The 25,099-nt window shown below is 63.7% G+C and carries 21 protein-coding genes; 7 read left to right on the forward strand and 14 right to left on the reverse strand.

What is annotated here, in order from left to right; all coding sequences use genetic code 11:
- The first annotated feature begins 179 nt into the window (after positions 1–179).
- The gene (locus LXM88_RS00715) at positions 180–893 is read left to right on the forward strand and encodes a dienelactone hydrolase family protein (protein WP_262531144.1); all 714 of its coding nucleotides are present in this window, start codon (positions 180–182) and stop codon (positions 891–893) included.
- Positions 894–1,075: 182 nt separating this feature from the next.
- Here the strand turns inward: LXM88_RS00715 and LXM88_RS00720 are convergent, their stop codons facing one another.
- The 3 genes from LXM88_RS00720 to LXM88_RS00730 form a co-directional block, all read right to left on the reverse strand.
- A complete protein-coding gene (locus tag LXM88_RS00720; RefSeq protein WP_262531146.1) occupies positions 1,076–2,047 on the reverse strand; it encodes an aliphatic sulfonate ABC transporter substrate-binding protein in 972 nt (323 codons plus the stop codon).
- A gap of 304 nt (positions 2,048–2,351) precedes the next feature.
- Positions 2,352–3,293: a LysR family transcriptional regulator gene (locus tag LXM88_RS00725; protein WP_096475729.1), complete on the reverse strand. Its 942-nt coding sequence runs from the start codon at positions 3,291–3,293 to the stop codon at positions 2,352–2,354.
- 299 nt (positions 3,294–3,592) lie between these two features.
- A complete protein-coding gene (locus LXM88_RS00730; protein WP_262531149.1) occupies positions 3,593–4,891 on the reverse strand; it encodes an adenylosuccinate synthase in 1,299 nt (432 codons plus the stop codon).
- Between the two features lie 140 nt (positions 4,892–5,031).
- On the opposite strand from LXM88_RS00730, the gene gcvA reads away from it, so the two are divergent.
- Positions 5,032–5,937: a transcriptional regulator GcvA gene (gene gcvA, locus LXM88_RS00735; protein WP_262531150.1), complete on the forward strand. Its 906-nt coding sequence runs from the start codon at positions 5,032–5,034 to the stop codon at positions 5,935–5,937.
- Positions 5,938–6,116: 179 nt separating this feature from the next.
- On the opposite strand, the gene LXM88_RS00740 is transcribed toward gcvA, so the two are convergent.
- Entirely contained in the window at positions 6,117–6,425 is a 309-nt protein-coding gene (locus LXM88_RS00740) for a hypothetical protein (protein WP_096475725.1), read from the reverse strand.
- Positions 6,426–9,016: 2,591 nt separating this feature from the next.
- Here LXM88_RS00740 and LXM88_RS00745 point away from each other — a divergent pair.
- On the forward strand, positions 9,017–10,333 hold the full coding sequence (locus LXM88_RS00745) for a replication initiation protein (RefSeq protein WP_174380715.1): 1,317 nt from the start codon (positions 9,017–9,019) through the stop codon (positions 10,331–10,333).
- A 93-nt stretch (positions 10,334–10,426) separates the two neighbouring features.
- Here the strand turns inward: LXM88_RS00745 and LXM88_RS00750 are convergent, their stop codons facing one another.
- The 3 genes from LXM88_RS00750 to LXM88_RS00760 form a co-directional block, all read right to left on the reverse strand.
- Complete coding sequence (locus LXM88_RS00750; protein ID WP_262531154.1) at positions 10,427–11,458, reverse strand: ParB/RepB/Spo0J family partition protein; 1,032 nt, start codon at positions 11,456–11,458, stop codon at positions 10,427–10,429.
- Entirely contained in the window at positions 11,451–12,146 is a 696-nt protein-coding gene (locus LXM88_RS00755) for a ParA family protein (RefSeq protein WP_069750801.1), read from the reverse strand. Before LXM88_RS00755 ends, LXM88_RS00750 begins: the two co-directional genes overlap by 8 nt.
- A gap of 2,084 nt (positions 12,147–14,230) precedes the next feature.
- Positions 14,231–15,358 carry an MBL fold metallo-hydrolase gene (locus LXM88_RS00760; protein ID WP_262531156.1) on the reverse strand — a complete coding sequence of 376 codons (1,128 nt, stop codon included), beginning with the start codon at positions 15,356–15,358 and terminating at the stop codon, positions 14,231–14,233.
- A gap of 83 nt (positions 15,359–15,441) precedes the next feature.
- On the opposite strand from LXM88_RS00760, the gene LXM88_RS00765 reads away from it, so the two are divergent.
- Together LXM88_RS00765 and LXM88_RS00770 are read left to right on the forward strand one after the other, a co-directional pair.
- Positions 15,442–16,098 (forward strand): TetR/AcrR family transcriptional regulator, encoded by a 657-nt coding sequence (locus tag LXM88_RS00765; protein WP_262531158.1) that lies wholly within the window; start codon positions 15,442–15,444, stop codon positions 16,096–16,098.
- Between the two features lie 176 nt (positions 16,099–16,274).
- Entirely contained in the window at positions 16,275–16,766 is a 492-nt protein-coding gene (locus LXM88_RS00770) for a flavodoxin family protein (RefSeq protein ID WP_262531160.1), read from the forward strand.
- A gap of 97 nt (positions 16,767–16,863) precedes the next feature.
- On the opposite strand, the gene LXM88_RS00775 is transcribed toward LXM88_RS00770, so the two are convergent.
- Entirely contained in the window at positions 16,864–17,448 is a 585-nt protein-coding gene (locus LXM88_RS00775) for a DUF2889 domain-containing protein (protein ID WP_262531161.1), read from the reverse strand.
- 756 nt (positions 17,449–18,204) lie between these two features.
- Between LXM88_RS00775 and LXM88_RS00780 the strand changes: the two genes are divergently transcribed.
- Positions 18,205–18,888: a ProQ/FinO family protein gene (locus LXM88_RS00780; protein ID WP_262531162.1), complete on the forward strand. Its 684-nt coding sequence runs from the start codon at positions 18,205–18,207 to the stop codon at positions 18,886–18,888.
- 494 nt (positions 18,889–19,382) lie between these two features.
- Complete coding sequence (locus LXM88_RS00785; protein ID WP_262531164.1) at positions 19,383–20,444, forward strand: DMT family transporter; 1,062 nt, start codon at positions 19,383–19,385, stop codon at positions 20,442–20,444.
- 189 nt (positions 20,445–20,633) lie between these two features.
- Here LXM88_RS00785 and LXM88_RS00790 read toward each other — a convergent pair whose 3' ends face one another.
- From LXM88_RS00790 to LXM88_RS00815, 6 genes are all read right to left on the reverse strand, one after another.
- On the reverse strand, positions 20,634–20,999 hold the full coding sequence (locus LXM88_RS00790) for a bleomycin resistance protein (RefSeq protein WP_262531165.1): 366 nt from the start codon (positions 20,997–20,999) through the stop codon (positions 20,634–20,636).
- A gap of 59 nt (positions 21,000–21,058) precedes the next feature.
- Entirely contained in the window at positions 21,059–21,661 is a 603-nt protein-coding gene (locus LXM88_RS00795) for a nitrogen fixation protein NifQ (RefSeq protein ID WP_262531167.1), read from the reverse strand.
- Between the two features lie 84 nt (positions 21,662–21,745).
- Positions 21,746–22,171, reverse strand: coding sequence for a TOBE domain-containing protein (locus LXM88_RS00800; RefSeq protein WP_262531169.1), 426 nt, complete (start codon positions 22,169–22,171; stop codon positions 21,746–21,748).
- 190 nt (positions 22,172–22,361) lie between these two features.
- Positions 22,362–23,861 carry an efflux transporter outer membrane subunit gene (locus LXM88_RS00805; protein ID WP_262531171.1) on the reverse strand — a complete coding sequence of 500 codons (1,500 nt, stop codon included), beginning with the start codon at positions 23,859–23,861 and terminating at the stop codon, positions 22,362–22,364.
- The gene (locus tag LXM88_RS00810) at positions 23,858–24,853 is read right to left on the reverse strand and encodes an efflux RND transporter periplasmic adaptor subunit (protein ID WP_262531173.1); all 996 of its coding nucleotides are present in this window, start codon (positions 24,851–24,853) and stop codon (positions 23,858–23,860) included. The genes LXM88_RS00805 and LXM88_RS00810 overlap by 4 nt, the downstream gene beginning before the upstream one ends.
- Before the next feature lies 1 nt (position 24,854).
- Positions 24,855–25,067 carry a DUF1656 domain-containing protein gene (locus tag LXM88_RS00815; RefSeq protein WP_039369242.1) on the reverse strand — a complete coding sequence of 71 codons (213 nt, stop codon included), beginning with the start codon at positions 25,065–25,067 and terminating at the stop codon, positions 24,855–24,857.
- Positions 25,068–25,099 lie beyond the last annotated feature (32 nt).

The following is a 25,099-nucleotide window of genomic DNA, read 5'->3' on the forward strand; positions in this document are numbered from 1 at the left end:
CGCGCCGCGCGGTGCCGTTCGCGCAGGCAGCCGGCGTTTGCGCATAGAATGGCCGCGTGGTCGGCGTCGGCCGAAACGATCGCGAGCGGTACCACGACGCCCGGCATGCCGGATCGTCCCCGCGCCCGCTGGCCGGCCCGATGCCGCACTCATCGCATTTTTCGAAAAGGAGCGGTTTCATGTCTCAAGCATCCGGTTCCATGATCACGTTTCGCCGTCCGGACGGCCAGGAACTGCAGGGCTACCTCGCCAGGCCGGAAAAGACCGAAGGCGCGCCCGCGGTCGTCGTCATCCAGGAATGGTGGGGGCTGAACGACCAGATCCGCGGCGTCGCGGATCGCCTTGCGCGCTGCGGCTATTTCGCGCTGGTGCCCGACCTGTATCGCGGCAAGTCGACGGTCGAGGAAGAAGAAGCGCACCACCTGATGACCGGCCTCGATTTCGGCGACGCCGCATCGCAGGACATTCCCGGCGCCGTCACGTATCTGAAGACGCTCGCGCCGCGCGTCGCGGTGACGGGCTATTGCATGGGCGGTGCGCTGACGCTGCTGTCGCTGCAGTTCGCCGACGCGGACGCGGGTGTCACGTGGTACGGCTTCCCCCCGCTCGACTACCTCGATCCGGCAAAGCTGAAGGTGCCGCTGATGGGCCATTGGGCCACGCAGGACGAGTTCTTCGCGATCGACCAGGTCGACGCGCTGGAAAAGAAGCTGACCGATGCGAAGGTCGGTGTCGAATTCCATCGCTATCTCGCGCATCACGCATTCGCGAACGAAACGGCTGTCGGCCCCGGCCGCATCTCCGCCACGCAGTTCGATCCGGTGTGGTCGCAACTCGCGTGGGATCGCACGCTTACGTTCTTCGGCCGCACGCTCTGGGCGAAGCAGCAGTAATACGGCGGCCGGCACGCTCGCGGCAAGCCGGTGCAAAGAGAAACGCCACGGACTTTCATCCGTGGCGTTGTTGTTTTACCGATACCGTCGAGCAGCGCGGCGGCCGGCCGTGCGTGTGCCCGATTCCGGACGACGTCGCGCTGCCGTTCCGCCGTCGAGCGATTCCCCGGGATGCTGCGCCGTCACGCGAGCGCGGGTGGTGCAGCCTGACCAACGTCGACGCGTTTGGGCAGGATGCCGGCCCGGTGGAACACGTCCGCGATGCGCTGCTGGTACGCGAGCGTGTCGCGCGTGACGGGTTCGACGCCGAAACGCGCACGGCGAAACGCGAGCGCCACGGCCGGCTCCGGAATCCCCCACAACTTCGAGAATTCGGCGGCGCCCTGCGCGCGGTTCGCATCGAGCCATCGCTGAACCGTCGTCAGTTCCGACACGGCCGCGTCGAGTACGTCGGCATTGCGGTGCGCATATGAGCGCGACGCGAAGTAGTAGCCGCGATTCTCCACGAGCCCGGTGCCGTCCGCGATGATGCGCGCGCCGAACGCCTGCTGGACCACCGCGAGAAACGGATCCCAGATGATCCATGCGTCGACCGAGCGGTTCTCGAACGCGGCCCGTGCATCGGACGGCGACAGCCAGACCGGCGTGACGTCCGCATAGTCGAGCTTCGCGGTCTGCAGCAGCCGGACCAGCAGGAAGTGCGTGTTCGATCCCTTCACCAGCGCGATGCGCTTGCCGCGCAGGTCCGCAAAGGTCCTGACCGGCGAATCCTTCGCGACGACCACGGCCTCGGCCGCCGGGCCGGCCGGCGTCTGTGCGTAGTAGACGAGCGGCGCGCCGGCCGCGAGCGCGAAGATCGGCGGCGCCTCGCCGACATCGCCGAAGTCGATCGATCCGGCATTCAGTGCCTCGAGCTGCGGCGGCCCCGACGGGAACTCGGTCCACGTGACGTTCACTCCGAGTGTCGCGAGCTTGCCCTGCAGCGTGCCGCGCGCCTTCAGCAGGCTGAGCGGCCCCTTCTGGTAGCCGATGCGCAACGTGCGCGCGCCGGCCGTGCTCGCCAGCGCGAAGCCCGGATGCGCGGCAGCACCCGCCGCGATCGCGAGGCCGGCCTGAAGGAGCCGGCGGCGGGTGGTGAATAGTCGATCTGCCATGTCGTTTCGGGTTCGATGGAGAGGGTGCGGTTTCGCGCACGCAGGCTTCGGGGGCGCGGCGGCAAACATCGCCGCGCGAACGCGATGAAGCAGGTCGAACCGATTCTAGGGGGTTGGCGCCGCGCATCGAACCAACGATGTTCGATATCGAAAGCAAGCGATTTCATAAGGACGGGCCGGTTGCCGGGGCGTCGTTTCCCGGGCCGATCGCGAACACGTCGACAACGCGCACCTGAAAGGCAGGATTGCAGATTATTTTATTTCGTGGAGCAAAGCGCCGTTCACATACGGCGCCCGTGCTGCCTCAGGATTTGCAGGACGCGTTCAGCGCGGCCTCGTCGGCGGCCAGCATTTCGGGCACGCATTCGCGCAGGAAATCGACGAACGTGCGGATCTTCGCATCGAGATACTGACGCGACGCGTACAGCGTGTAGACCGTCAGCTTCTGCAACCGGTATTCGGGCAGCACGCGTACCAGCGCACCGCTCGCGAGCGCGGGCAGTGCGGACGACATCGGCAGCGAGCCGATCCCGAGGCCGGCGCGCAATGCGCCGCCCAGCGCATCGGCGATGTTCACCTGGAAATCGGGCAATGGCAGGTCGAACGTCTCGTGGCCGTCCGGGCCGTCGAGATGCCAGCGATCGCGCGGGAACACCGACGTGACGATCTGCAGGCACGCATGCCCTTCGAGCTCGCGCACCGTGCGCGGCGTGCCGCGCTCCTTCAGATACGCAGGCGACGCGCACAGCACGCTGTGCACGTCGCCGAGCCGCTGCGACACGAGCCCCGAATCGGGCAGTTCCGTCGTGCTCAACTGCAGCGACACGTCGTAGCCTTCGTCGATGATGTCGGGCACGTGCTGCGACAGCGTCAGCTCGACCGCGACCGACGGATAGCGCTGACGGTAGCGCACGACCGCGGGCACCACGTACGCCTGGCCGAAACTCGTCGTCGCATGAACGTGCAGCCGCCCGGACGGCTTCGCCTGTGCGTCCGCCGCTTCGGCTTCCGCTTCGTCGATATACCCGAGGATGCGCTGGCAACGATCGAGATAACGCTGTCCGGCGTCGGTCAGTGCGATGCGGCGCGTGCTGCGGTTGAGCAAGCGCGTGCGCAGATGCGTTTCGAGCTGCGCGACCGAACGCGATGCGTACGCCGTCGTGATATCCAGGCGCTGGGCCGCGCTCGTGAAGCTGCCCTCCTCCGCGACCCGGACGAAAATGCGCATCATCTGTAACGTGTCCATCGACCTGTCCCCGGGATTGAGATCACGTCGCGCCGGCGTGCGGCCCTGGTACCGGCCGCTCCGGCGCAGGCCGGCCTGGCGCGAATTGTGCGGAACAGTACAGCAGCGTTGCAGGCGTGTCCAGTTCGCCGTACGCGGCGTGATCCGGACGCCGAATCGTGTCGCGGCGGTGCCATGCGTGCGGTATCGGAGCCCGGCGTATACGCGATCGAACCTACCTGCATGCAAACGGCATCGGGTCGGCAAAAACTACCCGGTGACCACGATGCCGATTCGCAATTGACGCGAACAACGGCACGTTACGCGGCAGCCGCCGCATCGAATGGATTACGCAACACGATCGTGTCGTCACGCTCCGCACCGGTCGTGATCATCGATACCGGCGCGCCCGCGACCGCTTCGATGCGCGCGATGAAATCCTGTGCGGCGCGCGGCAGCGCCGCACGTTCGCGCACGCCCTTCACGGTGCCACGCCAGCCGTCGAACCGTTCGTAGACCGGCTTCGCGCGCGACTGTACATCGAGGCTCGCGGGCAGATGGTCGACCCGAGCGCCGTCGAGTTCGTAACCGACGCACAGCTCGATCGACTCGAAGCCGTCGAGTACGTCGAGCTTGGTGAGCGCCAGCGAATCGATGCCCGAGATCCTGACGGCCTGGCGCAACTGCGCGGCATCGAGCCATCCGCAGCGTCGCGGCCGGCCGGTGTTGACGCCGAATTCCTGCCCGCGCGCACGCAGCGTTTCGCCGGTTGCGTCAGTCAGCTCGGTGAGGAACGGGCCGCCGCCGACACGCGTCGCATACGCCTTGGTCACGCCCAGCACGTGGCCGAGCTTCGACGCGCCGAGGCCCGTGCCGGCCGCTGCCGCCGATGCGACGGTACCCGACGACGTCACGAACGGGTACGTGCCCCAGTCGATGTCCAGCATCACGGCCTGCGAACCCTCGAACAGGATGCGTTCGCCGCGATCGGTCGCGTCGTTGAGGTCGGCCCAGACGGGGCGCACGAACAGCAGGATCTTCGGTGCGATATCGACGAGCGTCGCCAGCATCGCGTCGCGCGAACACTCGTCGAGCCCCAGACCACGGAACCACGCGTTGTGATGGTCGACGAGCACGTCGAGCTTGTCGCCGAGCCGGCCGGGTTCCGCGAGATCGCCAACGCGCAGCCCGCGGCGCCCGACCTTGTCCTCGTAGGCCGGCCCGATCCCGCGCAGCGTGGTACCGATCGGTTCGCGACGCAGGCGCTCCTGCGCCTGGTCGATCGCGCGGTGAATCGGCAGCACCAGCGTCGCGTTCTCGGCAATCGACAGGTTGTCCGGCGTCACCGACAGCCCGAGCTCGGCCATCCGCGCGATCTCCGCGAGCAGCGCTTCCGGATCGAGCGCCACGCCGTTGCCGATCACGCCGCGCTTGCCGCGCACGATGCCGCTCGGCAGCAGCGCAAGCTTGTACGTCTTGCCGCCGACGACCAGCGTATGACCCGCGTTATGGCCACCGTTGTAGCGTGCGACGAGGTCGGCCTGTGCCGCCAGCCAGTCCACGACGCGCCCCTTGCCTTCGTCACCCCATTGGGCACCCACTACCACCACGTTCGGCATGCTCCGCACTCCATGTGAGAAATTCAGACACTCGTTCGGCCGAGCCGGCCGTTTGTGTGCCATATTGGCGGAGCTGGATCGCCCGATCAAACGATTAAACCTGAACAATCGCGTGAGAAAATATCACGCGAAACGACGCAATGGCCCGACGTCTCCCTCCGTTGAATTCGCTGCGCGCGTTCGAAGCAGCCGCACGACTCGGCAGCTTCACGCTTGCCGCCGACGAGCTGTGCGTGACCCACGGCGCGATCAGCCGCCACGTGCAGCAACTGGAGGCGTGGCTCGGCCGGCCGCTATTCGAACGCCACAATCGGCGGGTCGAACTGACCGACGCCGGCCGCGCGTATCTCGCCGAGGTCGGTGCATCGTTCGACCGGATCGCGCTCGCCACCGCGCAGCACTTCGGCCACGCGCAGCAGCGCGTGCTGCGCGTCAGCGCGCCCGCAACATTTTCGTTGCGCTGGCTCGTGCCGAAACTGTCGTCCTTCCAGGTCGCCCATCCGACGATCGAGGTGCGGCTGTCGACGTCGAACGAGCCGATCGAGAAACTGCGCGACAAGGTCGACCTGATCGTTCGAGGCGGCCCGCAGGCCATCGACGGCTACGTCGCGGAGGAATTCCTGTCCGAAGTCCGGCTGCCGGTGTGTGCGCCTAAGCTGCTGGAGGGCCGGACGTTGCTTACGCCCGCCGATCTCGCCGGCTTCACGCTGCTGCACGCGGCGACCTATCCCGGCATGTGGCCCGAATGGCTCGCGGCGGCCGGGCATCCGAACCTCGTGCCGCGGCATTCGCTCACGCTCGAGCATTTCTACCTGACGCTGCAAGGCGCACTCGACGGGCTCGGCATCGCGATGGGACCGATCGCGCTCGTCGCGGACGACATCGCCGAAGGCCGGCTCATGCAGCCGTTCAGCGAACCCGCGCTGCCGCCGTGGCGCTACTTCACGTACGTGGCATCCGCGCGCGCTGGCGACGATGCCGTGCGCGCGTTCAAGGACTGGCTGAAGGTGACAGGGAACGCAGCCGCATCGGGCGCGCGGCACTGACCGTATCGACCTGCCGGTCATGCCAGCCATGAAATGCAGGATTCCGAATCAAATGACGCAAACGCGCCGATCGGGTGCGCGGTCGTTCATGACGGGGATTCTGCTTTCGACGTGCATCGCGTGATCGCAATGCACGCGGCAAGCCGCGGATCGTACCGTGGCTTGCCGCCGAACGGCGCTTACTGGCTTGCGCCGGCGGCCTTCTTCTCCGCGTTCTGCAGGTTCTGCGGATAGTTCGGGTCGTTGGCCGCCGGCTTGTAACCGGCGTCTTCGAGTTTCTTCAGCTCGGCGGTGTTCTTCGCGCGCGCAGCCTTGCGCTCTGCCTTGTGTTGGGCCTTGGCCGCCTTGCGTGCCTGGCTCTTCGCCGCCTTGGCGTCCTGTGCAGCGGGCGCACTGGCGTCGGTCTGGGCAAATGCAGGAACTGCCGAGCCGAACAGGAACGCGGCTGCGGTAGCAGCCAGCGTGAGTTTTCTGATCTGAATTTGCATCGCTGAACTCTCTTTTCTGATGATTATCACGGATTGAAAGACCATCGAGATACCGCCCCTGTCCTGATCGGTCGTCATGTCGCGATCAGGACCTGTGCATCATAACCGCGTCGCGAAAAATGTGGCGTCAACGTGCAGACGGCATTGGGGATACACGTATGGGAGAACACGCGGACGTCGCTTCTCCGGTGCCACGCTCGTGAAGATCGTGTGGTCGACGCAGTAGAAACGTCCGATGTACGGCACGCTTCGGTAAAGTAAATCGATCACGCGGTGCGATGCGAGATGCCGATGACCGTCGTTTCCTCGTGTCTTGCTCGTATGCCAATGGCTGTTTCATAGGGGGTGTTGGCGACACGCATGTGCTCGACGTGAACTTCATCACGTGAAGCGCAATCACCGCAGCAGTTGTCAAACTGTGCGTCACGTTGGCATGTGACGCGGCTCGAGCGACGGTTTCTCCCATAAACGGTCACGATTCGATTCGTCCGACGGTCGATGCGGTCGTCTTGAATCGCCACACCGGGTGGTGAACAGTCGGGGAACCGGTCGCTGCACTGTGACGTGTATGGTTACCTTGGCTGGTGGAACTCATCGTCGTTCGGTGTGTATGACGAAAACGAGAATCGTCTTGCGTAGGGTGAAGATGCCGACCGGAACGACCTCACGAATGCGCGGACGGAGCCGGGCATGCGTTGCGTCACTTGTCCCGCAAACGTTGCGTATGGCGTTGACGTTGCCGCAGCACTTGGCGGTCGGCCCCACTCCGCCGGCGAACGCATCAGGCAACGCGCACGTGGGTCACAGATTTTTCATTCGATGATTTTGCCCTCGGGTATCCCGTGCGCGTGCCGCTGCCACACAGCTTGCATATACCTGCAAGGTCACCTTGGCGGTGAGCTTTTACGGGATCGATAAGCTTCCGAGGGTGAGAATGTTCGGGATCGTTGCTCGAATTCGACTGCGGTGAGTTTCGTCAGCGACAGCATCGTCACGTTCGCTCGTAACTTCCCCGAGATCGACCCAGGAACCGGCGAACTGTGCCGGCGATGGGGAAGGCGGCAATACTTGCATCCGGGAGGCTGTGCTGGCCTCTCGTGGCCATCCAGGGGCACAGCGTTGTTCTTCGGTTGATCCAAAGGTAGAAAGTTGCGGTACCTCAGGGCGGCGGAGCAAGCTGCATCCATTTCCTCTGTGCACAGTTCGCAGGCTGAATATGACGAGCGTCGTCGCCAGGCGATTGGCAAAAAACTTGTCCACAGACCGGGAAGCATGAGTACAAAAATCCACTCGCGTGCAGTCCTCGATGATTTCGAACTGCCGTGGGTGAAACCGACGATGTTCGTGCGTCCGGTAGCAGATCCGATTTGCCCGTCGATCACGGGAGCGTGGGCGGTCGCAGCTCCGGCCTTTTGGTCCCATAGACGGGAACCTGAACGTGGAAACCAGTGATTTCTGCCCGATTTCCTCCCATAGGTTTCTACTTTTAGGCGTTTGTGAGTAGGCGCTCACCTCTTCGGGAAGCCTTGTCGGGCCTGAAGCCTTGGTGGGACGAGGCGTCAGACAGCTGTCCAGCAGGCAAAATCGAAGGATCCAGGTGCCTGGCGGACCGCAAACGGATCCGATGGGTAGCGGTTTATGGGGCTTGTCTTTCTGTGTCAGCACACGTGTGTTTACATCTTTGGTAAACCACGTTTACTTCTTTAACTACTTTTAGACGGCTCACAGCCTTATCTGACAAGGGTTTGAGGGGTGGTCGGTACCCATTTATGGGAGCACAGGTGGAAGGGTCTGGGGTTTCAGGTCTGTGGATTTGGGGTTTCGGGTACCGTGTTGTGGGGAATCGGGGGTGTGGATATGGGGCAACCGTACCCGGTTATGGGAGATTCGCCCGGATACTCGTTGGGTAGTCGTCTATGGGAACGCCAGCAGGTAGCCTTTTATGGGGCTGTTTTCTTGATTCATGAATGCCTGCCCGCACAGTGATTTTCTTCGGGTAGTCGTTTATGGGGCGTCTCGAAGGTAACCGTTTATGGGTGGCCGGTCGGCCCGGACGTTCGCATTTCACAGAGGCCCTCTGCTGGCGTCTCCCATAGAGAGGATCGATGCTGCAGACAGGTAACCATTTATGGGGAAATCAGATGGTTACCGTTTATGGGAGCGATTTCTACCTTCAAGACCGCAAGTAACGCAATTGACGATGACGCTGCCTGTCGACAGGTACCCTTCCATGGGAGTCGACGAAGGTAGCCCGTTATGGGAGAAAAACGGACCCGTGCTGCAGGGCACCACGAATCTGCCCGCCGATCGAAATTCCGCTAGTTTGCTCCCCATGGATGGGTACCTTCCCGGGGCAAATCTCGTGCCGGGTTTCTGTGCCGGGACACGAAAGGTAGCGCCTTGTGGGAGGGATTTTGGTCAAAAGGTAGATGGATATGGGGCTTCGCGTAGATCGCTTTCTCCAGAATTTCCCTTTTGCATCTGAAGCTTAGCCGCGATAGTGCAAGTGATGCAGGAGCAAGGACGTTGCCCCGCGGCTTGAAAAGGTATAAAGTCCGCTCTCAACAAGGTCACCTTATCCGGACATCACGATGCCGCGCAAGCCCGCAAGCAAAGGCTCAGATAAACAGGTTTCGCTGTTTCAGACACCAGAGCCTCCCGACTTGCTGCGCAAGGCGGTCCAGGCGATTCATATCGCACCCAAGTCGGGAAAGATCGGTCTGCAGCAGCGCAAGATGTTCAGTTCGCTGATCAAGAACGCGCTTCGGCAGGAGGCATTCGAGCCGGGCCGGACGAGCTTCTCGATCTCGATTGCGTCGCTTTCGCACGAGAGCGGGCTGAACAGCAACAACACGAAGTACGTGAAGGATACGGTCAACTCGCTGATCAGCACCGTCGTCAACTGGGACTACCTGGCCGCCGACCGATCGACGGTCTGGAAAGCGTCGGGCCTGCTCGCGGGCGCCGAGCTCGAGCAATCGGTGCTGAAGTACAGCTTCTCCGACCAGATTCGCAGCGAGCTGCTCAATCCGGAAATCTACGCGCTGATCGATATGCGGATCGCCCGCGAGTTCCGGCGCTCGCACTCGCTCGCGCTGTGGGAAAACACGGTGCGCTACGAAGGGATCGGCATCACCGCGAAGATTCCGCTGCCGAAATTCCGTGACCTCATTCTCGGCCAGGACAAGGCGTCGCAGTCGTACAAGGAATACAAGCTGTTCAAGAGCAAGGTCCTGGTGCCGTGCATTCAGGAGGTGAACGAAGTATCGGATCACACGCTCGAGCTGATCGAACACAAGTCCGGCCGCAGTGTGGAAGCCGTTCAGTTCAAGGTGACGCGCAAGCAGAGTGCCGATACGGTCGAAGATGGCGACGTCAAGAACGAAGCGCTGGTCGAGGAGGTCGCGAAGTTCGGCATTCCGCGGTCGGAAGCGCGCCGGCTGATCACGCAATATGGCGTGCAGCGCATCAAGGCGGCGATTGCCTACACGCTCAATCGGACTACGAAGAAGAACGCAGCGCCGGTCGACAACGTGGCCGCATATTTCCGCAAGGCGCTGACGCACGGCTACACGCTGGCCGACGGGCAGGGAGCAGAGGCGGCCGCACCGGCGAAGGAATCCGCGCAGAGCAAGCAGGAGCAGATTCGCGACAAATATCTGGCGGCCAAGGTCGAGGAAGCAGGCGCGTATTTCCGCGAACTGGAGATCGACGACCAGACCAAGCTGATCGAGCGCTACAACGAGACGGTAGCGGGCTCGAAGGATCTCACGCTGTCGCCGAAGAAGAAAGCGAGCAAGCTCGCACAGACCAGCTTTTTCCGATGGCTCGCGCTGGATACCTGGGGCGAACCGACCTCGGACGACCTGCTGGAATTCCTGCTCAAGAGCAGTCTCGCAAGCAACTGAACAAGGCCTCGCAACCGGAGGGGCGTCGTGCGCCGGATTTCATCGTCCGGTTTCGCGGCGCAACGCGGATGCGAGGCCTTTTGCTTTGGTGCGTTACTTTTGCGTGGCCGCCGCCAACTCGGCGACGTAGGCATCGATGACGGTCTTGAGCTTGTCGGCGAGCGCTTCCTGGTGGGACGTGTCGACGCCCTTGAGTTGCAGGTCCAGACGCCCGTCCGGGTAGGTCTTCAACTGGCCGATCGCCTGCGATTCGAGCGCGAAGTCGTGACGAACGCTGTAACGCGTGCGTCCTGCTTTCTTGTTGCCGTCGCTCTGCGCACGCAGGAAATTCTCGAGATCGCGGACCGATTTCTTCCGGTCGATCACGGCCGTGAGCAGCCGGTCGGCCGTCGGTTCGCCCAGGCGTTCGAAGATCAGCTTCAGGAAGTACGCGGCCTGCAGGCCGACCACGTCGTTCGCGCTGGCCATCCGCTCCAGCAGCGTGTTGGGCAGTGCGTTGAGCGACAGCGTCTTGCTGATCGATGCCTTGTCCTTGCCGATCTTCTCCGCCAGCGTGTTCTGGTCGAGAAAGACCTTCTCGTCGAGGAGACGCTTCCACGCGACCGCATCGTCGAAGATCGTCTGGCGTTCGTGATCGTGGTTCGCCCGATACGCGATCGTATAGAGCTGCTCGGGCGTGTGGTCCGTGCGGAACGTGGCGTTGATGGTTTCGTCGCCGTTGATGCTCGTCGCGCGCAGCCGGCGCTGCCCGTCGATCACGACGAGCTTGCCGGGAAACTCGGGGAGCCGCGTGACCTTGATCGGCTCGATCTGCCCTTCCCGTTTCAACGTCAGTGCGAGCTCGTGCAGGCTGGACTCCGAATAGAACACGCGCGGGTTGAACGGGTTCGGAATGCAGTCCTTGACCAGCACCTTCTGCGGCGCGCCAAGATCCGGCGTGCCGGCGGGTGCGGCCGCGGCCAGGGGCACGGCGGGCGCCGCTTCGGCTGCGACGTTCGGTGCGGCCGGCGGCTCGGGCAAGCGGGTTTCCAGTGCCGCGTTTTCCTGCGCGAGCCCGCGCAACAGGCCGGCTGCGAGATGCAGGTTGCCGGTCGGTTTCTTGTCTTTCGATGTGTCCTTAGCCATGGGCGGCTCCGGTAGCGCGAGTCGACGCGATGTATTGGGCCATTTCCGTGACCAGCCTTTCGATTTCCGCGCGGGCTTCCTTCAGCCCCTTCAGGTATCGATTGTGATGATGGATCGTGGTGCCGAGTGCGAACGTCTGGCGGTAGACCTCGCGTTGCGCGATCTGGCTGTCGAGCAGATGCTCCCCTATTTCTTCAGCCCTTAGAATTTTTAAAATTTCTTCACGCATTTTAGTTTTTCCATTAACGCTATTCAGCATTAATGCGGAAGAAAGACTTGGGTTACGAACGGCTCGCATCGACTCGATCATGCGAATCATCGCGACGGTGCTGTACAGGTCCGCCGGCGACGGAGACAGCGGCACCAGGCAGAAGTCGGCTACTTCGAGCACGGACGCGATGCGCGGATCTTCGAGGTTGCCGGGACAGTCGACGACGATCACGTCGAAGTTCGCGTCCTGCTTCTTGATCTCGCCGCCGATACCGCGACCGGCGGGGGCCAGCGAAAGGACCGTCATCGGCAGCGTGTTCTCGCCGCTCGTCACCCATCGGACGGAAGTGCCTTGAGGGTCGGCATCGATCAGCGCGACCTTGTTGCCGCCGGCCTCGAACGCAGCCGCGATATTGACGGAGATGGTTGTCTTCCCCGTCCCACCTTTTTGATTACTGACGGCGATCTTGAAAGCCATTAAATTCCTCCAAGGAGTTTTGCGTAATATATGCAGATGTTATCGAAATGTCCAGAAAAGCGTTTGACTTGATACATCTCTTGACGATCTCTGTGGTTGTCACGTGACAAGTCGGTCGAATGGCTAACGAGTCATTCGTGATTAGTGATCGAGTAAAAATAAAATTGTCGGTTACGGGCATGAAGAATTTACAAACGGCGGATGAAAATTCGACTGTTTTTGGCGTCGTTGAAGATGCGTCAGCGAACCGCCGGCGTTCCGGCGCGGATCGGTTGACCGGCAGCGATCGGTCGCAGAGGCTGGTTGGATGACCGTGTCTTTGGTTCTGACAGCATCCGTTGCGAATCGGAATGGTTGATTCACCGATGTCGTCGAGATACATAGTTGTCACGTGACAAGCCGGCAGGAGTTGGTCGCATTCGATGTTGCTCTTCCACAGGAAGATCCTTATTCGATCGAGATGTGGGTTGCGGATGTGGCTACGAACGCCTGATACGCAAGCGTTCGGCTGGTTCGATTGCTTAGGCGCGGGGTGAGTTGTCACGTGACAAGCAACTCAGGGTGTAACGCAGCGGCGTTGCCAACTTCTCGAGAGCGATTGCGATCGATCAATCTTAAGACGCGACAAGCAAATCAAAGCGAAGCGAATTCATGTGGCGCTTGTTGCCAATTTCTGTGGCCACATATGGTCGCTGGGGAGTTGTCACGTGACAACAAGGACAACCGGTACCTCACGACGAAAGCAGGATGTCTCTCGTGGCTGTCGCAACGGTCAAGGACTCTTGTCCTTCTATATGACGATGGCTGGGGCTACTTTGCCTGAGTGGCCCGGCCCTTCCGCCGGAGCGACACTCCAACATTCATGTGTCGACGACCGCTTCCGGTCGCGCACCGTGTCTCACTTTGGTACCGGCAGTTATTGATGGCGATGATGCGACCCTATTTAACCCGGATGATCATCACCAGTGTTGTGCGTGTGATCTGGCAGGGGAGGGGAGCGAAGTTTCGTCGGGTCTATCCAGCGCTACAACCGGCGCGATGCCATATCTATTGGCAGCCGTGGCGGCGGAAGGCGCCGGAATGAAGGGCGATCCATACGTCAAAGGCCGCGTGCCAATACAAACGACACGGATCGTGAAACACTGACGAAAAATGGGGCATTCTCGGAAATCCTTGTCCGGCAATGGTTTGCGCGGGATTCTTCATGTTGTTTCACGCAAAACGAGCTTGATCGTGCTCCGAAATGGGGGCGCATGAGGTTTCTGACTGCTATTAACGTCTTCGGTCAGTCAGAAAGCGTGATTTGTCGCTTTTGATACGTATTTGGTGGTTTTTGATACGTTTCTCGCGTGGCGCCGCGCTGGGCAGCACTATGTGAGTGTCGGTCCGCTGCATGACGATGACCCAGCAAGTCTCTGATCTTGATGTCAGGCACGAACGTTCAACGGGAGTTGTCACGTGACAACGCAATTCACCGACCGCGCGATACATAGCGTTGTGGAACTTTCGAGAACCGACTTACGGCTCATCTGCCGTCGCAAATCGGTCGGACGGCAAAGTCCATCTATTTCTACTTCTGCGGACTTATGCCGGTGAGCTGGCGGAAGTGATGACGGAAAATCGAACCGCGCATCTGGATTTTCCTGAGAGCACATCGACTCGTAACGACTTATCGAGCAGAGGGCGGTTGAAGCGGTCGATATAAGGTAAGCACCTGCGAATTGCGCGCTTCGTGCTCTGACCCACGAGGCTGAAGCCCGATTCGACCACGCAGCTTATCGGCTGGTGCGGCGCGTCCCTTCGATGGCAACCGGATTCGGAACGGCAGTCGCGAGGCATTCATCGTCTTCGGCCGAATTTGCAGATGCGACCAACCAGCATTTGCTGAAGCCCGCTCTCGCGATTGGTCCCTCCGCGCCCCGTATTGTCGGATGCAGATATCGGGCCGCCGCCGAGTGCACCATTTCCGGTTCAAGTGATCGGGTCGGCAGACAAACCGCCAACGTGCAGATGCCCCGAGTGCGCCATGTCCGGAAACGCGGCACCGCCGCGCTCCCGAATGCACGATGTAACGACAGGAAAACCTACTTCGTCGCTTGCGTCGCGCAAAACTGCCACCGACGCGATTTCGTTGTTGCCGGTGCCTTCGCGCGCTCGTCTACCGTGCGCCACCACCGCTCGCCTCGATGCGGTTCGCACAGATCGACGCGCTCGCCCATTCTTGGCGTCGACAGTTCGACGCCGCGCACGATCGCCAACGCCGTGACGCGCTCGAACGGCTCCTGCCAGCGATGCATCGCGAGATCGAATGTGCCGTTATGGATCGGAATCAGCCAGCGCCCGCGCAAATCGATGTGCGCCTGAACGGTTTCTTCCGGTTGCATGTGCACATACGGCCATTGCGCATCGTATGCGCCCGTTTCGATCAGCGTCACGTCGAACGGCCCGAGGCGTTCGCCGATCGCCCGGAACCCGTCGAAATAGCCCGTGTCGCCGCTGAAAAACACGCGGAGTTCGTCGTCGACGATGACCCACGACGCCCACAGCGTGCTGTTGCCGTCGAACAGGCTGCGCCCGGAGAAGTGTTGTGCGGGTGTCGCGGTCAGCGTCAGGCCGGCTACGTCGACACTCTGCCACCAGTCGAGCTGACGGACCTTCCTTGCATCGATGCCCCATTTGATCAGGCGGTCGCCGACGCCCAGCGTTGTCACGAACACGTCGGTGGTGGCCGCAAGCGCGAGCACCGTGTCGCGGTCGAGGTGATCGTAGTGATCGTGCGACAGGATCACACCGCGCAACGGCGGAAGATCATCGAGCGCGATCGGCGGCGCATGGAAGCGCTTGGGGCCGACGCGCCGAAACGGTGATGCGCGTTCGGCAAACACTGGATCGGTCAGCCAGAATTCGCCGCGCAGCTTGAACAGCAGCGTCGAATGGCCAAGCCGATACAGGCTGCGATCGGGCGCCGCGTCGAGCTGTGCTCGGGTCAGCACATCAACGGGCAGTGCGCCTGCAGGCACGGTATTGCGCGGCTTGTTGACCAGCATGTTCCACGCGATTCCTAGCGTTTTGCCGATACCTTCGGCGGGACGCGGCGCGACATTGCTGAAGCGCTCACCATTGTGTTGCGGCGAACCGCCGGACAGCGCGCGGCCGCGCCTGGCGGCCGCAAAACCCAGAATACGGTGAATCAAAACGAGAGGCGATGCCATGTCGGTTCGTCCGAGGAAGAAAGTACACTAAACAGTGTAGTTTATTTCTGGGATAAGTAAACTGCCCGGTGTAAAATTTCCGTATGGATACCAGCACTCCCCCTCAGCGCCTGACCGATCGAAAGCGTGCGGCCATCATCGACGCGGCCATCGAGGAATTCCTCGCGTCCGGCTACGATGCGACCAGCATGGATCGCATCGCTGCGCGCGCAGACGTGTCGAAGCGCACGGTCTACAACCACTTTCCCGGCAAGGAAACGTTGTTCGCCGCGATCCTGCACAAGCTGTGGGATGCGACCCAAACCGGCAGTTCCCCGACTTATCGGGCCGACGTGCCGCTGCGCGAGCAACTGCTCGCATTGCTGGGTCGCAAACTGCGCCTGCTGAACGACGAAGCGTTTCTCGCGCTCGCGCGCGTTGCGATCGGCGCGGCGATCCATTCGCCGGAGCGTGCGCGCGACATGGTCGAACGCCTCGGCGAGCGCGAGGAAGACCTGATGGTCTGGGTGCGTGCGGCAGCGGCGGCCGGCCGCCTGTCGGTCACCGATCCGGTGTTCGCCGCGCATCAGTTGCATGGTGTCGTGAAGGCATTCGCGTTCTGGCCGCAAGTCACGATGGGCCAGCCGCCGCTCGCGGCGCCCGAGCAACAGAAAGTCGCGGAATCCGCGGCCGACATGTTTCTCGCGTACTACGCGCGTCCGGACGACGGCGACGCAACACGACGCACCGCGCCGGATTGACCGAACCTCGGGAAGATCATGCACGCGATCGACGCAAGCCTGGCACCGCTGAGCCGGCAAACCGACGGATCCGCAAAAGCGAATGCAGAACCGCTCCCACACACGCGATGACGGACCATCCAACGGAAACCGGCGCCGCCGCCGGTTCACCTGAAGCCGAACACGAGCGACTACGAATGAAGACGCTGTTGATCGTCTATCACACGATGACCGGAGGCACGCAACAGATGGCCGAAGCGGCCGCCGATGCGGCGCGCGAGCAACCCGGCGTCGACGTCAGGCTGCAACGTGCGGACGCGACGAGCGCAGACGATGTGCTGGCCGCCGATGCATACCTGTTTGCGACGCCGGAGAACCTCGCGGCGATGTCCGGGCTGATGAAGGACTTCTTCGATCGTTGCTATTACCCGGCGCTCGATCGTGTGAACGGCCGTCCGTACGCGGCGATGATTTGCGCGGGAAGCGACGGACAGAACGCGCTGCGCCAGATCGACCGGATCGCGACCGGATGGCGGCTGAAGAACGTCGCGCCCGGCCTGATCGTCTGTACTCACGCGCAAACGCCTGAGCGCATCCTCGCGCCGAAGACGATCGACGACGATGATCGTGCGCGCTGCGCCGAACTCGGTGCGGGCCTGGCCGCGGGACTCGCGCTGGGTGTCTTCTGAATTTCGGTGAGGCGGCGGTGCCGGTCCGCGCAGGCAACGCACGCATCCATGTGCGCTGCCGATCCTGCGGACGCCGAACCGGCCGATTGCCGAGACCCTAGCTGACTTTTGCCGTCGCCGAAGGCTGGTGATATTCGGGCCAAAGACGTTTCACGAGATCGCGCGATGCGCCATACGCATGGCAACTGTCGATCTTGAGCGGCTTGCCTTCGCTGTCGCGCGCGTCGAGCGACGACCGTCGCACGCCGACCATCGTCTGATAGGCCGTGGTAGCGACCGGGCCAAGCAATTCCTTCAGATGCGTGCACGTATCGCAGGACGGCAGGCGCTTGCGGATCTCGCTGTTCCAGCCGGCACCGATGCTCAGTCCGACGAGCGCCTGCAGCGAGTCGCCGCCGCCCGGGCACTGCGCATACGGATGCGACCGGATGAACGTGGATACGGCGCGGACGACCATGCCGGCATCGAAGACCAGCGTCACGCCGAGGTCGTGGATCGGCGACAGTGCCGCGACCGTCCGCGTGCCGCCCGGTGGCGTGAAATCGCTGGTCTTGCGGTCCGCGAGGCAGGCCGTCACTTCGAACAGGCCGTCGCTGCGCCGATAGCCGCGCATGTCGATCTGCCGATGGTGAATTTCCTCGCGCGTGATGCCGTCGCGCGGGATGTCGTGTGGGGGAACCATGTATCTGCTCCGTTTCGTACATCCGGTTCTTTTGGCAAGCAGGACGGATGTCGCCGGCTGACCGGGTGCGCAGCGAAACGGGTCGAGGTACGCTGCCGACGACGTCGACCCGGCTATGCTACGCACTTTCCGGCATCTTCGTACGCCACGCTATCGATGCGAACGCAACGAGTTGTGCACGGGGCCCGGTGTAATCGATGGGTGTCCGATATGTCGCGACAGGCTGCGTCGATCCATCGCCGCGAGCCTCCCGTCGTCACGATCGTCGATTCGCACGCAGCCGACGGCGCCGCCCGCGATCCGGAATCGTCGCCGCGGCCAGCGGTGCGCTCGCGCGGCACGATCGCTTTCGATTCCGCAAGGTGGAACACCATGCGTCGGGCGTCGGTCAGTGCTGCCGCAGAGCCGATCGTATCGCACGAGGCTGCCCCGATTTTCGATGAGGGCTGTGAACGACGTGACTTCCGGAAACGTATCCATATAATGCGCAACACGACCGCGCGGACGCATTTCTCAACCCCCGAATCGGGCAAATGCAGACCGGCGAGTCAACCGGCCGTCGCGCGTACCGGTATACTTCCACTCCTGCCTTGTCCGGCATCGTGGCCGGGTGCCTGAAAACAGAGTGGCGTGCGCGATGCGGCCCCGTAGTGTTCCGCATCGGCGGCAGACGGGGCGCACGCATGGCGGCGAAGCTTTTGCGCCGCGCGGAATGGCCGCACGAACCACACCTTATATTCCTGGTGGATTGAATTTATGGGTTTTGAACAACTTGCCGAATTGCGGGCTCAGCTCGCAGCGAAGGCCAAGCAGGAGCGCAACGCGAAGCAGCCGGCAGCGCCGACGGACGTCGGCGCGAAACCGAAGTCCGGCGACCGGCCGGCCCGCGGGGCCAAACCGGGTGCCGGCGCCAAAGCGCAGCATCGCGCGAAGCCCGCTTCGGCGAAGCCGTCGGCACCGGTCGATCCGGTCATCGTCGCGATCGGCAAACTGCAGCGGAAGTTTCCGCGCGCGTTCCCGAAGAATCCGGCCCCTAAAGTGCCGCTCAAGGTCGGCATCTGGGACGACCTCGCGCGCGAGGCACAGGCCGTGGGCCTCAACGAAGCCGAACTGCGCGAAGCGATGTCGACGTGGTGCCGCGGCAATCGCTACTGGTCGTGCCTCGTCGAAGACGCGGTGCGGGTCGATCTGCAGGGCAACGAAGCAGGGCGCGTGACGCATGACGACGCAGCTCGGGCGCGCCGGCTGAAGGCACGCCGCCCCGGCAAGGGTGCGGCGCAATCGGCCAAGGGTGCGCAGCAGCCGCCGAAGGCCGAGCAGCAGGCAGAGGCCGCCGCCGCGCCGGAATCGGCAAACGCGGAAGTGCAGACCGACGTCGCGCCGCAAGTCGAGCAGCAAGTCGAGCAGCAAGTCGAGCGGCAAACGGCAGGAAACGAGTAACACATACCGCGTCGCCGTCGACTGCACGGCGCTCGCCCACATGCACGTTGCATGCGGCGACTCACACGACAGACTGACCTGCCTCGATAGAGGCAGGTCAGGACTGCCTCCACCGGCGGTTGACCTGCCGGCGCTCCCTCCTCCAACGCCAGACAGACAACGCGACCGGACGAAGAAAGTCCGTCGATCGAGACAGCATGCGTGATGCGTCGACGTTGAGGTGTGCGCATGGCCAGTACGCATGCCTGATGGCAATGACGGTTCAATCAGATAATTCGGTTTCCTAAAATAGTGATATCGGCATCGTTGATCGGCACGTGACCGATCACCCCCGGCCATCGTGACAGATTGACGCGCGATAATCCCGGCTGGATCGTCAGACCACGCGCAGGTTGTCCTGCGATGCAGCTTGCATTTCGAAAGGTTCGGGGCGCTTGCTCCGATACGACCCGAATCCACCGCCACCGCCTTTCAACGTCAACTCAACCCGGATCATGAACTCGAGACATTCCGCGATTCTCGTCGCGCTCACCGCGGCCGCACTGTTCGGCGCCGCGACACCGCTCGCCAAGGCGCTGATCGGCGCGATGTCGCCGTTCATGGTCGCCGGCCTGTTCTATCTCGGCAGCGGCGTCGGGCTCGGCATCGGGATGCTGCTGCGCGGGCTGCACAACCGTCGCGCACCGGCCGCGGCAGCCGCGCCGCTGCAGCGCGCCGATCTGCCGTGGCTGGCGGGCGCGATCGCGGCGGGCGGCGTGGCCGGTCCGGCGTTGCTGATGCTCGGGCTGTCGAGCACGCCGGCGGCGACAAGCGCGCTGTTGCTCAATCTCGAAGGTGTGTTGACGGCCGTCATCGCGTGGGTCGTGTTTCGCGAAAACGTGGATACGCAGGTGTTCCTCGGGATGGTCGCGATCGTCGCGGGCGGCACGTTGCTGTCGTGGGCGCCGGGCCGGACCGGCGTGCCGGTCGGTGCGCTGCTGATCGTCGGCGCATGCCTGTGCTGGGCGATCGACAACAACCTGACCCGCAAGGTCGCCGCGAACGACGCGATGGTCATCGCATGTATGAAAGGGCTGATTGCCGGGCCTGTGAACATCGGCATCGCGCTGGCGACCGGCGCGACTCTGCCCGCCGTGCCGGTCACGGCTGCCGCGATGCTGACGGGGCTCGGTGGCTACGGGATCAGCCTCGTGCTGTTCGTCGTCGCGCTGCGTCATCTCGGCAGCGCGCGCACGGGCGCGTATTTTTCGATCGCGCCGCTGTTCGGTGTCGTGCTGTCGCTGCTGATCTGGCCCGCGCTGCCGCCCATGACGTTCTGGATCGCCGCCGCGCTGATGGCGCTCGGCATCTGGCTGCACGTGCGCGAACGGCACGAACACACGCATGAGCACGAGCGGCTCGAGCACACGCACCGGCATCGACACGACGAACATCACCAGCATACGCACGACTTTCCGTACGACGGCAACGAACCGCACACGCATCCGCATGTGCATCTGCCGATCACGCATAGTCACGCACATTTCCCGGACATTCATCACCGGCATCGGCATTGACTATGTCGTGAACGGTGAACGGTGAACGGTGAACGGTGAACGGTGAACGGTGAACGGTGAACGGTGAACGGTGGGCGGCCAGGCCACCTGCGATGCGCATCGCAAGGTGACCGTTTATGGGGCGTGCGTCGCATCGCGTGCCCATGCATTTCCATCGCTCGATCGCAGCGGCGACAGCGCGAACAGGCCCTAGTCTTCCGTCTGAATCAACCGGATCAGCGAACCGTCCGGATCGATCAATGCGCCGACCGTGCCGCCCCACGCTTCGCGTGTCGGCCGGTGCGCGCGCGGCCAGCCGGTCGCTTGCTCCGGAATGCCGGCGGCGAGCACGTCGTCGAAGAACGCGCCGAGATCCACGAGCCGGAAACAGCAACTGAACCAGCTCGTGGCCGGATCGAGTTCGGGGTGCGGAAAGAATTCCAGCAACAGGTCGCCGCGCTTGAGGATCATCCAGCCGTCGTCGCGCCACGTTTCGACGAACCCCAGTTTTTCGTAGAAGCGGGACGTGGTCTCGAAATCGCGCGACGGCAGGTTGGGGCTCGCGATGTCGGTCAAGGCAGTTTCTCCGGTTGGCGATGCGATGAAACGCGCGGGCAGCGCAGCCGCCGCGGTGGCTATCGCGCGTGAGGAAAGCAGAAGCCGAAATCTTCGCAGCCCGGGCATCCGGGTGCGGGGCCCGGCGGCATGCCGAGCGATGCCGCCACTTCCTGCGCGAGGAATTTTTTCCAGCGCAGATGAGCGACGTTGCGCGCGGCGAGCGCGGGGAAATAGCGATCGAGCATCGCCGATACCGCGTCGCGCCCGTCGAGCCCGAGGTCGCGCCACAGATGGTCGGGACGCAGGCACGCATGCGCGATGATCGACGCAAGACAGTCGGCGTCGTCGCGGGTAGCGGCGGGATTCGCGTTGTCCATCAGCCGCGCGTGCAGCGTCGCGACGAATGCCGCGTGGGCGGATGGCAGCAGCGCGATCGCAACCGTCGACACGAGTGCGGCGGCATCGACGGAAGGCAGGTGCGGAAACTGCCGGGCGAGCAGCCCGGCCAGTTGACCCTGAGACAGGCCGAGCAGCGCGAGTTCGTTGCGGCACGCGCGTGCCGCGACGAGAGCGCCGAACAGGCGTGCGTCGGGAGTGTCGGCGTTGGCCGCCGCGAGCAGCAGCGACTGCACCGCCGGGTCATGCGAGGACGGATCGGCGCGATCGAGTGCGGTGGTCATCGTCCGCACCCGCGTGACAGCAGCGTGACACGATCCGCGCGAATGCGCGGCACAAACCGGATCACGATCGCGCGTGTCACGCGATCACTCGACGCCGACGATCACGCTCGATGCCTTGAAGATCGCTGACGCGGCGTTGCCGCTCGCGAGGCCCAGGCGATCGACGCTGTCGTTGGTGACGATCGCGACGATCTCGGCGCCGCCGGCGGACTTGATCACGACTTCCGAATTGACCGCGCCCTTTGCGACCGACGCTACGGTGCCCGCGACGCAGTTGCGGGCCGACACCTTGCTGCTGTCGACGTCGACCATCACGATGACCGACGATGCCTTGACGAGCGCGAACGCCTTCGAGCCGGCCGCGAGGCCCAGCGAAGCCGCGCTGCCGTGGGTGATCACCGCGACGATGTCGAGGCCGTCCTGCGTGCGAAGCGTGATTTCGTCGTTGACGGCACCGGGCTTGACGACGCTGACCTGGCCGGCGAAATGGTTGCGTGCGCTGGTTCGCATGATGACTCTCCGAGTGGATGCCGCTGCCGGATCGGCAGCGGAAGATGGATGGAAATGCATCGACCAGTTTACCCTTCGACGCACGCGTTCGTCGCGCTCGGAATGCTATGACGCGAATCAGGAAAACCCGCCAGCAGCGGGCGTTTCGCGATGCTCGCGTTATGTAGTGAAGGTAATAACGTTGCGGCGATTATTCGCTGGCCGACGGTGTCGCGGCACCACGCGCGGTCGCGGGGCGCGCATCCGCTGCAGTCGCCGCGCTGTCGGGCTCCCATCCGCCACCGAGTGCGAGAAAGAGCCGCACCTGATCGGCCGCGACCTGTCCCTCGGCGGCCGCGACCTGCGCCTGCACGCTCGTCAGCGTGCGCGTCGCGTCGAGGTCGGAGATGAACGACTCGCGGCCGGCCGCATAGAGACGATGCGTTTCGTCGGCGGAATTGCGCGCCGATTCGTAGGCCGTGCGCAGCGCATCGGTGCGCTGCACGTCCGCTGCATAGGTCGCGAGACTCGACTGCGTTTCGCGCAGCGCGTTCAGCACGACACCGTCGAAGTGCGCGAGCGCGCCGCCCGTCGCAGCCTCGGCTTCGCGTACCCGCGCACGCTGGCCGTTGACGGGGAATGACCAGCTGATCAGTGGTCCGAACGACCAGCGATTGGTCGTGGACGAAAACAGGTCGGCGGCGAGGCCGACCGAGCCGGCCGACGCACCGATGCTGATCGACGGGTACAGCGCGGCGGTTGCCACGCCGATTCGCGCGGTTGCGGCGGCGAGCTGCCGCTCGGCTTCGCGAACGTCGGGGCGGCGGCGCAGCAGCGCGGCGCCGTCGCCGATCGGAATCGGCTGGCGCAGCTTCGGCAGGCGTTCGCATTCGGCGACGGCCTTCGGCAGGTCGGCCGGCGAGCGCGCGAGCAGTGCGGCGAGCTGGTATTGCGCGACCTTGCGGCGGCCTTCGAAGCGCGGGATATCGGCGGCGAGCGTGCGCACCTGCGTCACGCCGCGCGTCACGTCGGTCTGGTTGCCGCGCCCGGCATCGCGCAACCGCTGCGACAGCGCCACGCGCTGCTTCTGCAGCGCGAGCGACTGCTTCGCGATCGCCAGCTCGTCGCCGGCCGAGCACGATTCGACGTACGCACGCACGACGTCGGCGACGACCGTGATGCGCGCCAGGTCGCCGGCTGCCCTGACGGCTTCGCTGTCCGCACGGGCGGCTTCGACGCCGCGCCGCAGCTTGCCGAACAGGTCGATCTCGTACGACACGTTGATGCCGACCGTACCTTCGTTGACGACCGGCAGCTTGTTTTCGAGCAGGAATTGTTCAGCCGATTCCTGCGCGCGTTGCACGGCCGCCTCCGCGCCGCCCGAGAACCCGCCCTGTTGGTTCGCGACTTCCAGCGCCGCGCGCGAGCGCGCGAGGTTGGCCGCGGCGACGCGCAGGTCGGTGTTCGACTTAAGCGCGCTGCGCACGAGCGCGTCGAGTACGGGGTCGTCGTATAACTGCCACCAGTTGCCGGGCACGGCGTCACGCGATACGAGCGTGTCGTTCGCGTCGTCGAGCGCGTGGTTCGCGAGCGGCGCATTCACGTATGCCTGTTGCGGCAGCGTGTAATCGGGGCCGACAGACTTGCACGCGCCGAGGGCGAGCGCGAGCGGCGCGAGCGCTGCCGCGAGGCGCAGACCGTGCCGCATCATTGCGATGCTCCCGCTGAGCTGGCGGCCGCACCGGAAGCCTTCGAAACCGGCGTGACTGCGGACGTCGCGCCGGCAGTTGCGGCCGACGCACCGGCTGCCGGCTTCGCTTTGTCGTGGCGGCGCGTGTCGGATTCGCGCATCGAAACCGTCGCGGTGCGGCCTGCGATCATCCGGAAGTCGTCGGGTACCTCGTCGAGTACGACACGTACCGGCACGCGCTGCGCCAGCCGCACCCAGCTGAATGCCGGGTTCACGTTCGGCAGCAGGTTCGCGCCCTGCGTGCGGTCGCGATCCTCGATCGCGGCGACGATGCTCTGCACGTGCCCGCGCAGCGAATGCGGTTCGCCCATCACGATGATGTCGACCGGCTGGCCGATATGGATGCCGCGCAGCTTGGTTTCCTCGAAGTAGCCGTCGACGCGGAACGAATTGCGGTCGACGACCGACAGCACCGCGCGGCCGGCCGGCACGTACTCGCCGACGCGCGGCGCGCGGTCGTTCAGGTAGCCGTCTACAGGACTGACGATCGTCGTGCGCTGCAGGTTCAGCTTCGCGGTGTCGAGCGACACCTGCGCATCGGCGACGGCGGCCTCGCCCTGTTCGACGCGCGTGCGGCTTTCCTCGACCTGTTCGCTCGCGACGAGGTTGCCGAGCTGCAGGTTGCGCGCGTATTCGCGTTTCGCCTGTGCGAGGGTCGCGCGACGCTGCGCGAGCGTCGCTTCGGCGAGCCGCTCCGCGAGCGTGTAGCGGGCCTGGTCGATCACGAACAGCACCTGGCCGCGCCTGACCTCCTGGTTGTCGGCGACTTGTACCGACGTGATGAGGCCCGACACGTCCGGTGCGACCTGGATCACGTCGGCGCGCACGTGCCCGTCGCGCGTCCACGGCGAGAACATGTAGTAGTTGATGATTCGCCACAGCACGAGGCCGGCCACGACGACGACGATCAGGGTGAGCAGGATTTGTCCTGCCGAAAGCCAGGATTTTTTCACGTTAGGTAGCCACGAGATGGTGGGAAACGATCACGACGGCGGCAAGCACGAACACGTAGATGCCGAGGTCGAAGATCGAACGGTGCCAGACGAGGCGGTAGAAGCCGACGCGCTCGAGCACCGCGCGCACGACGATGTTGATCAGGTAGGCGATCAGCATCAGCACGAGCGGAGCCGGCACGAATACGCCGAAGATGTCGATTTCGCCGATCATGGTCGCGCTCGGAAAGACAGGTTGGAAAGCCG

Origin of the sequence: Burkholderia sp. S-53, assembly GCF_025560745.1 — a bacterium.
Taxonomy (GTDB): domain Bacteria; phylum Pseudomonadota; class Gammaproteobacteria; order Burkholderiales; family Burkholderiaceae; genus Burkholderia; species Burkholderia pyrrocinia.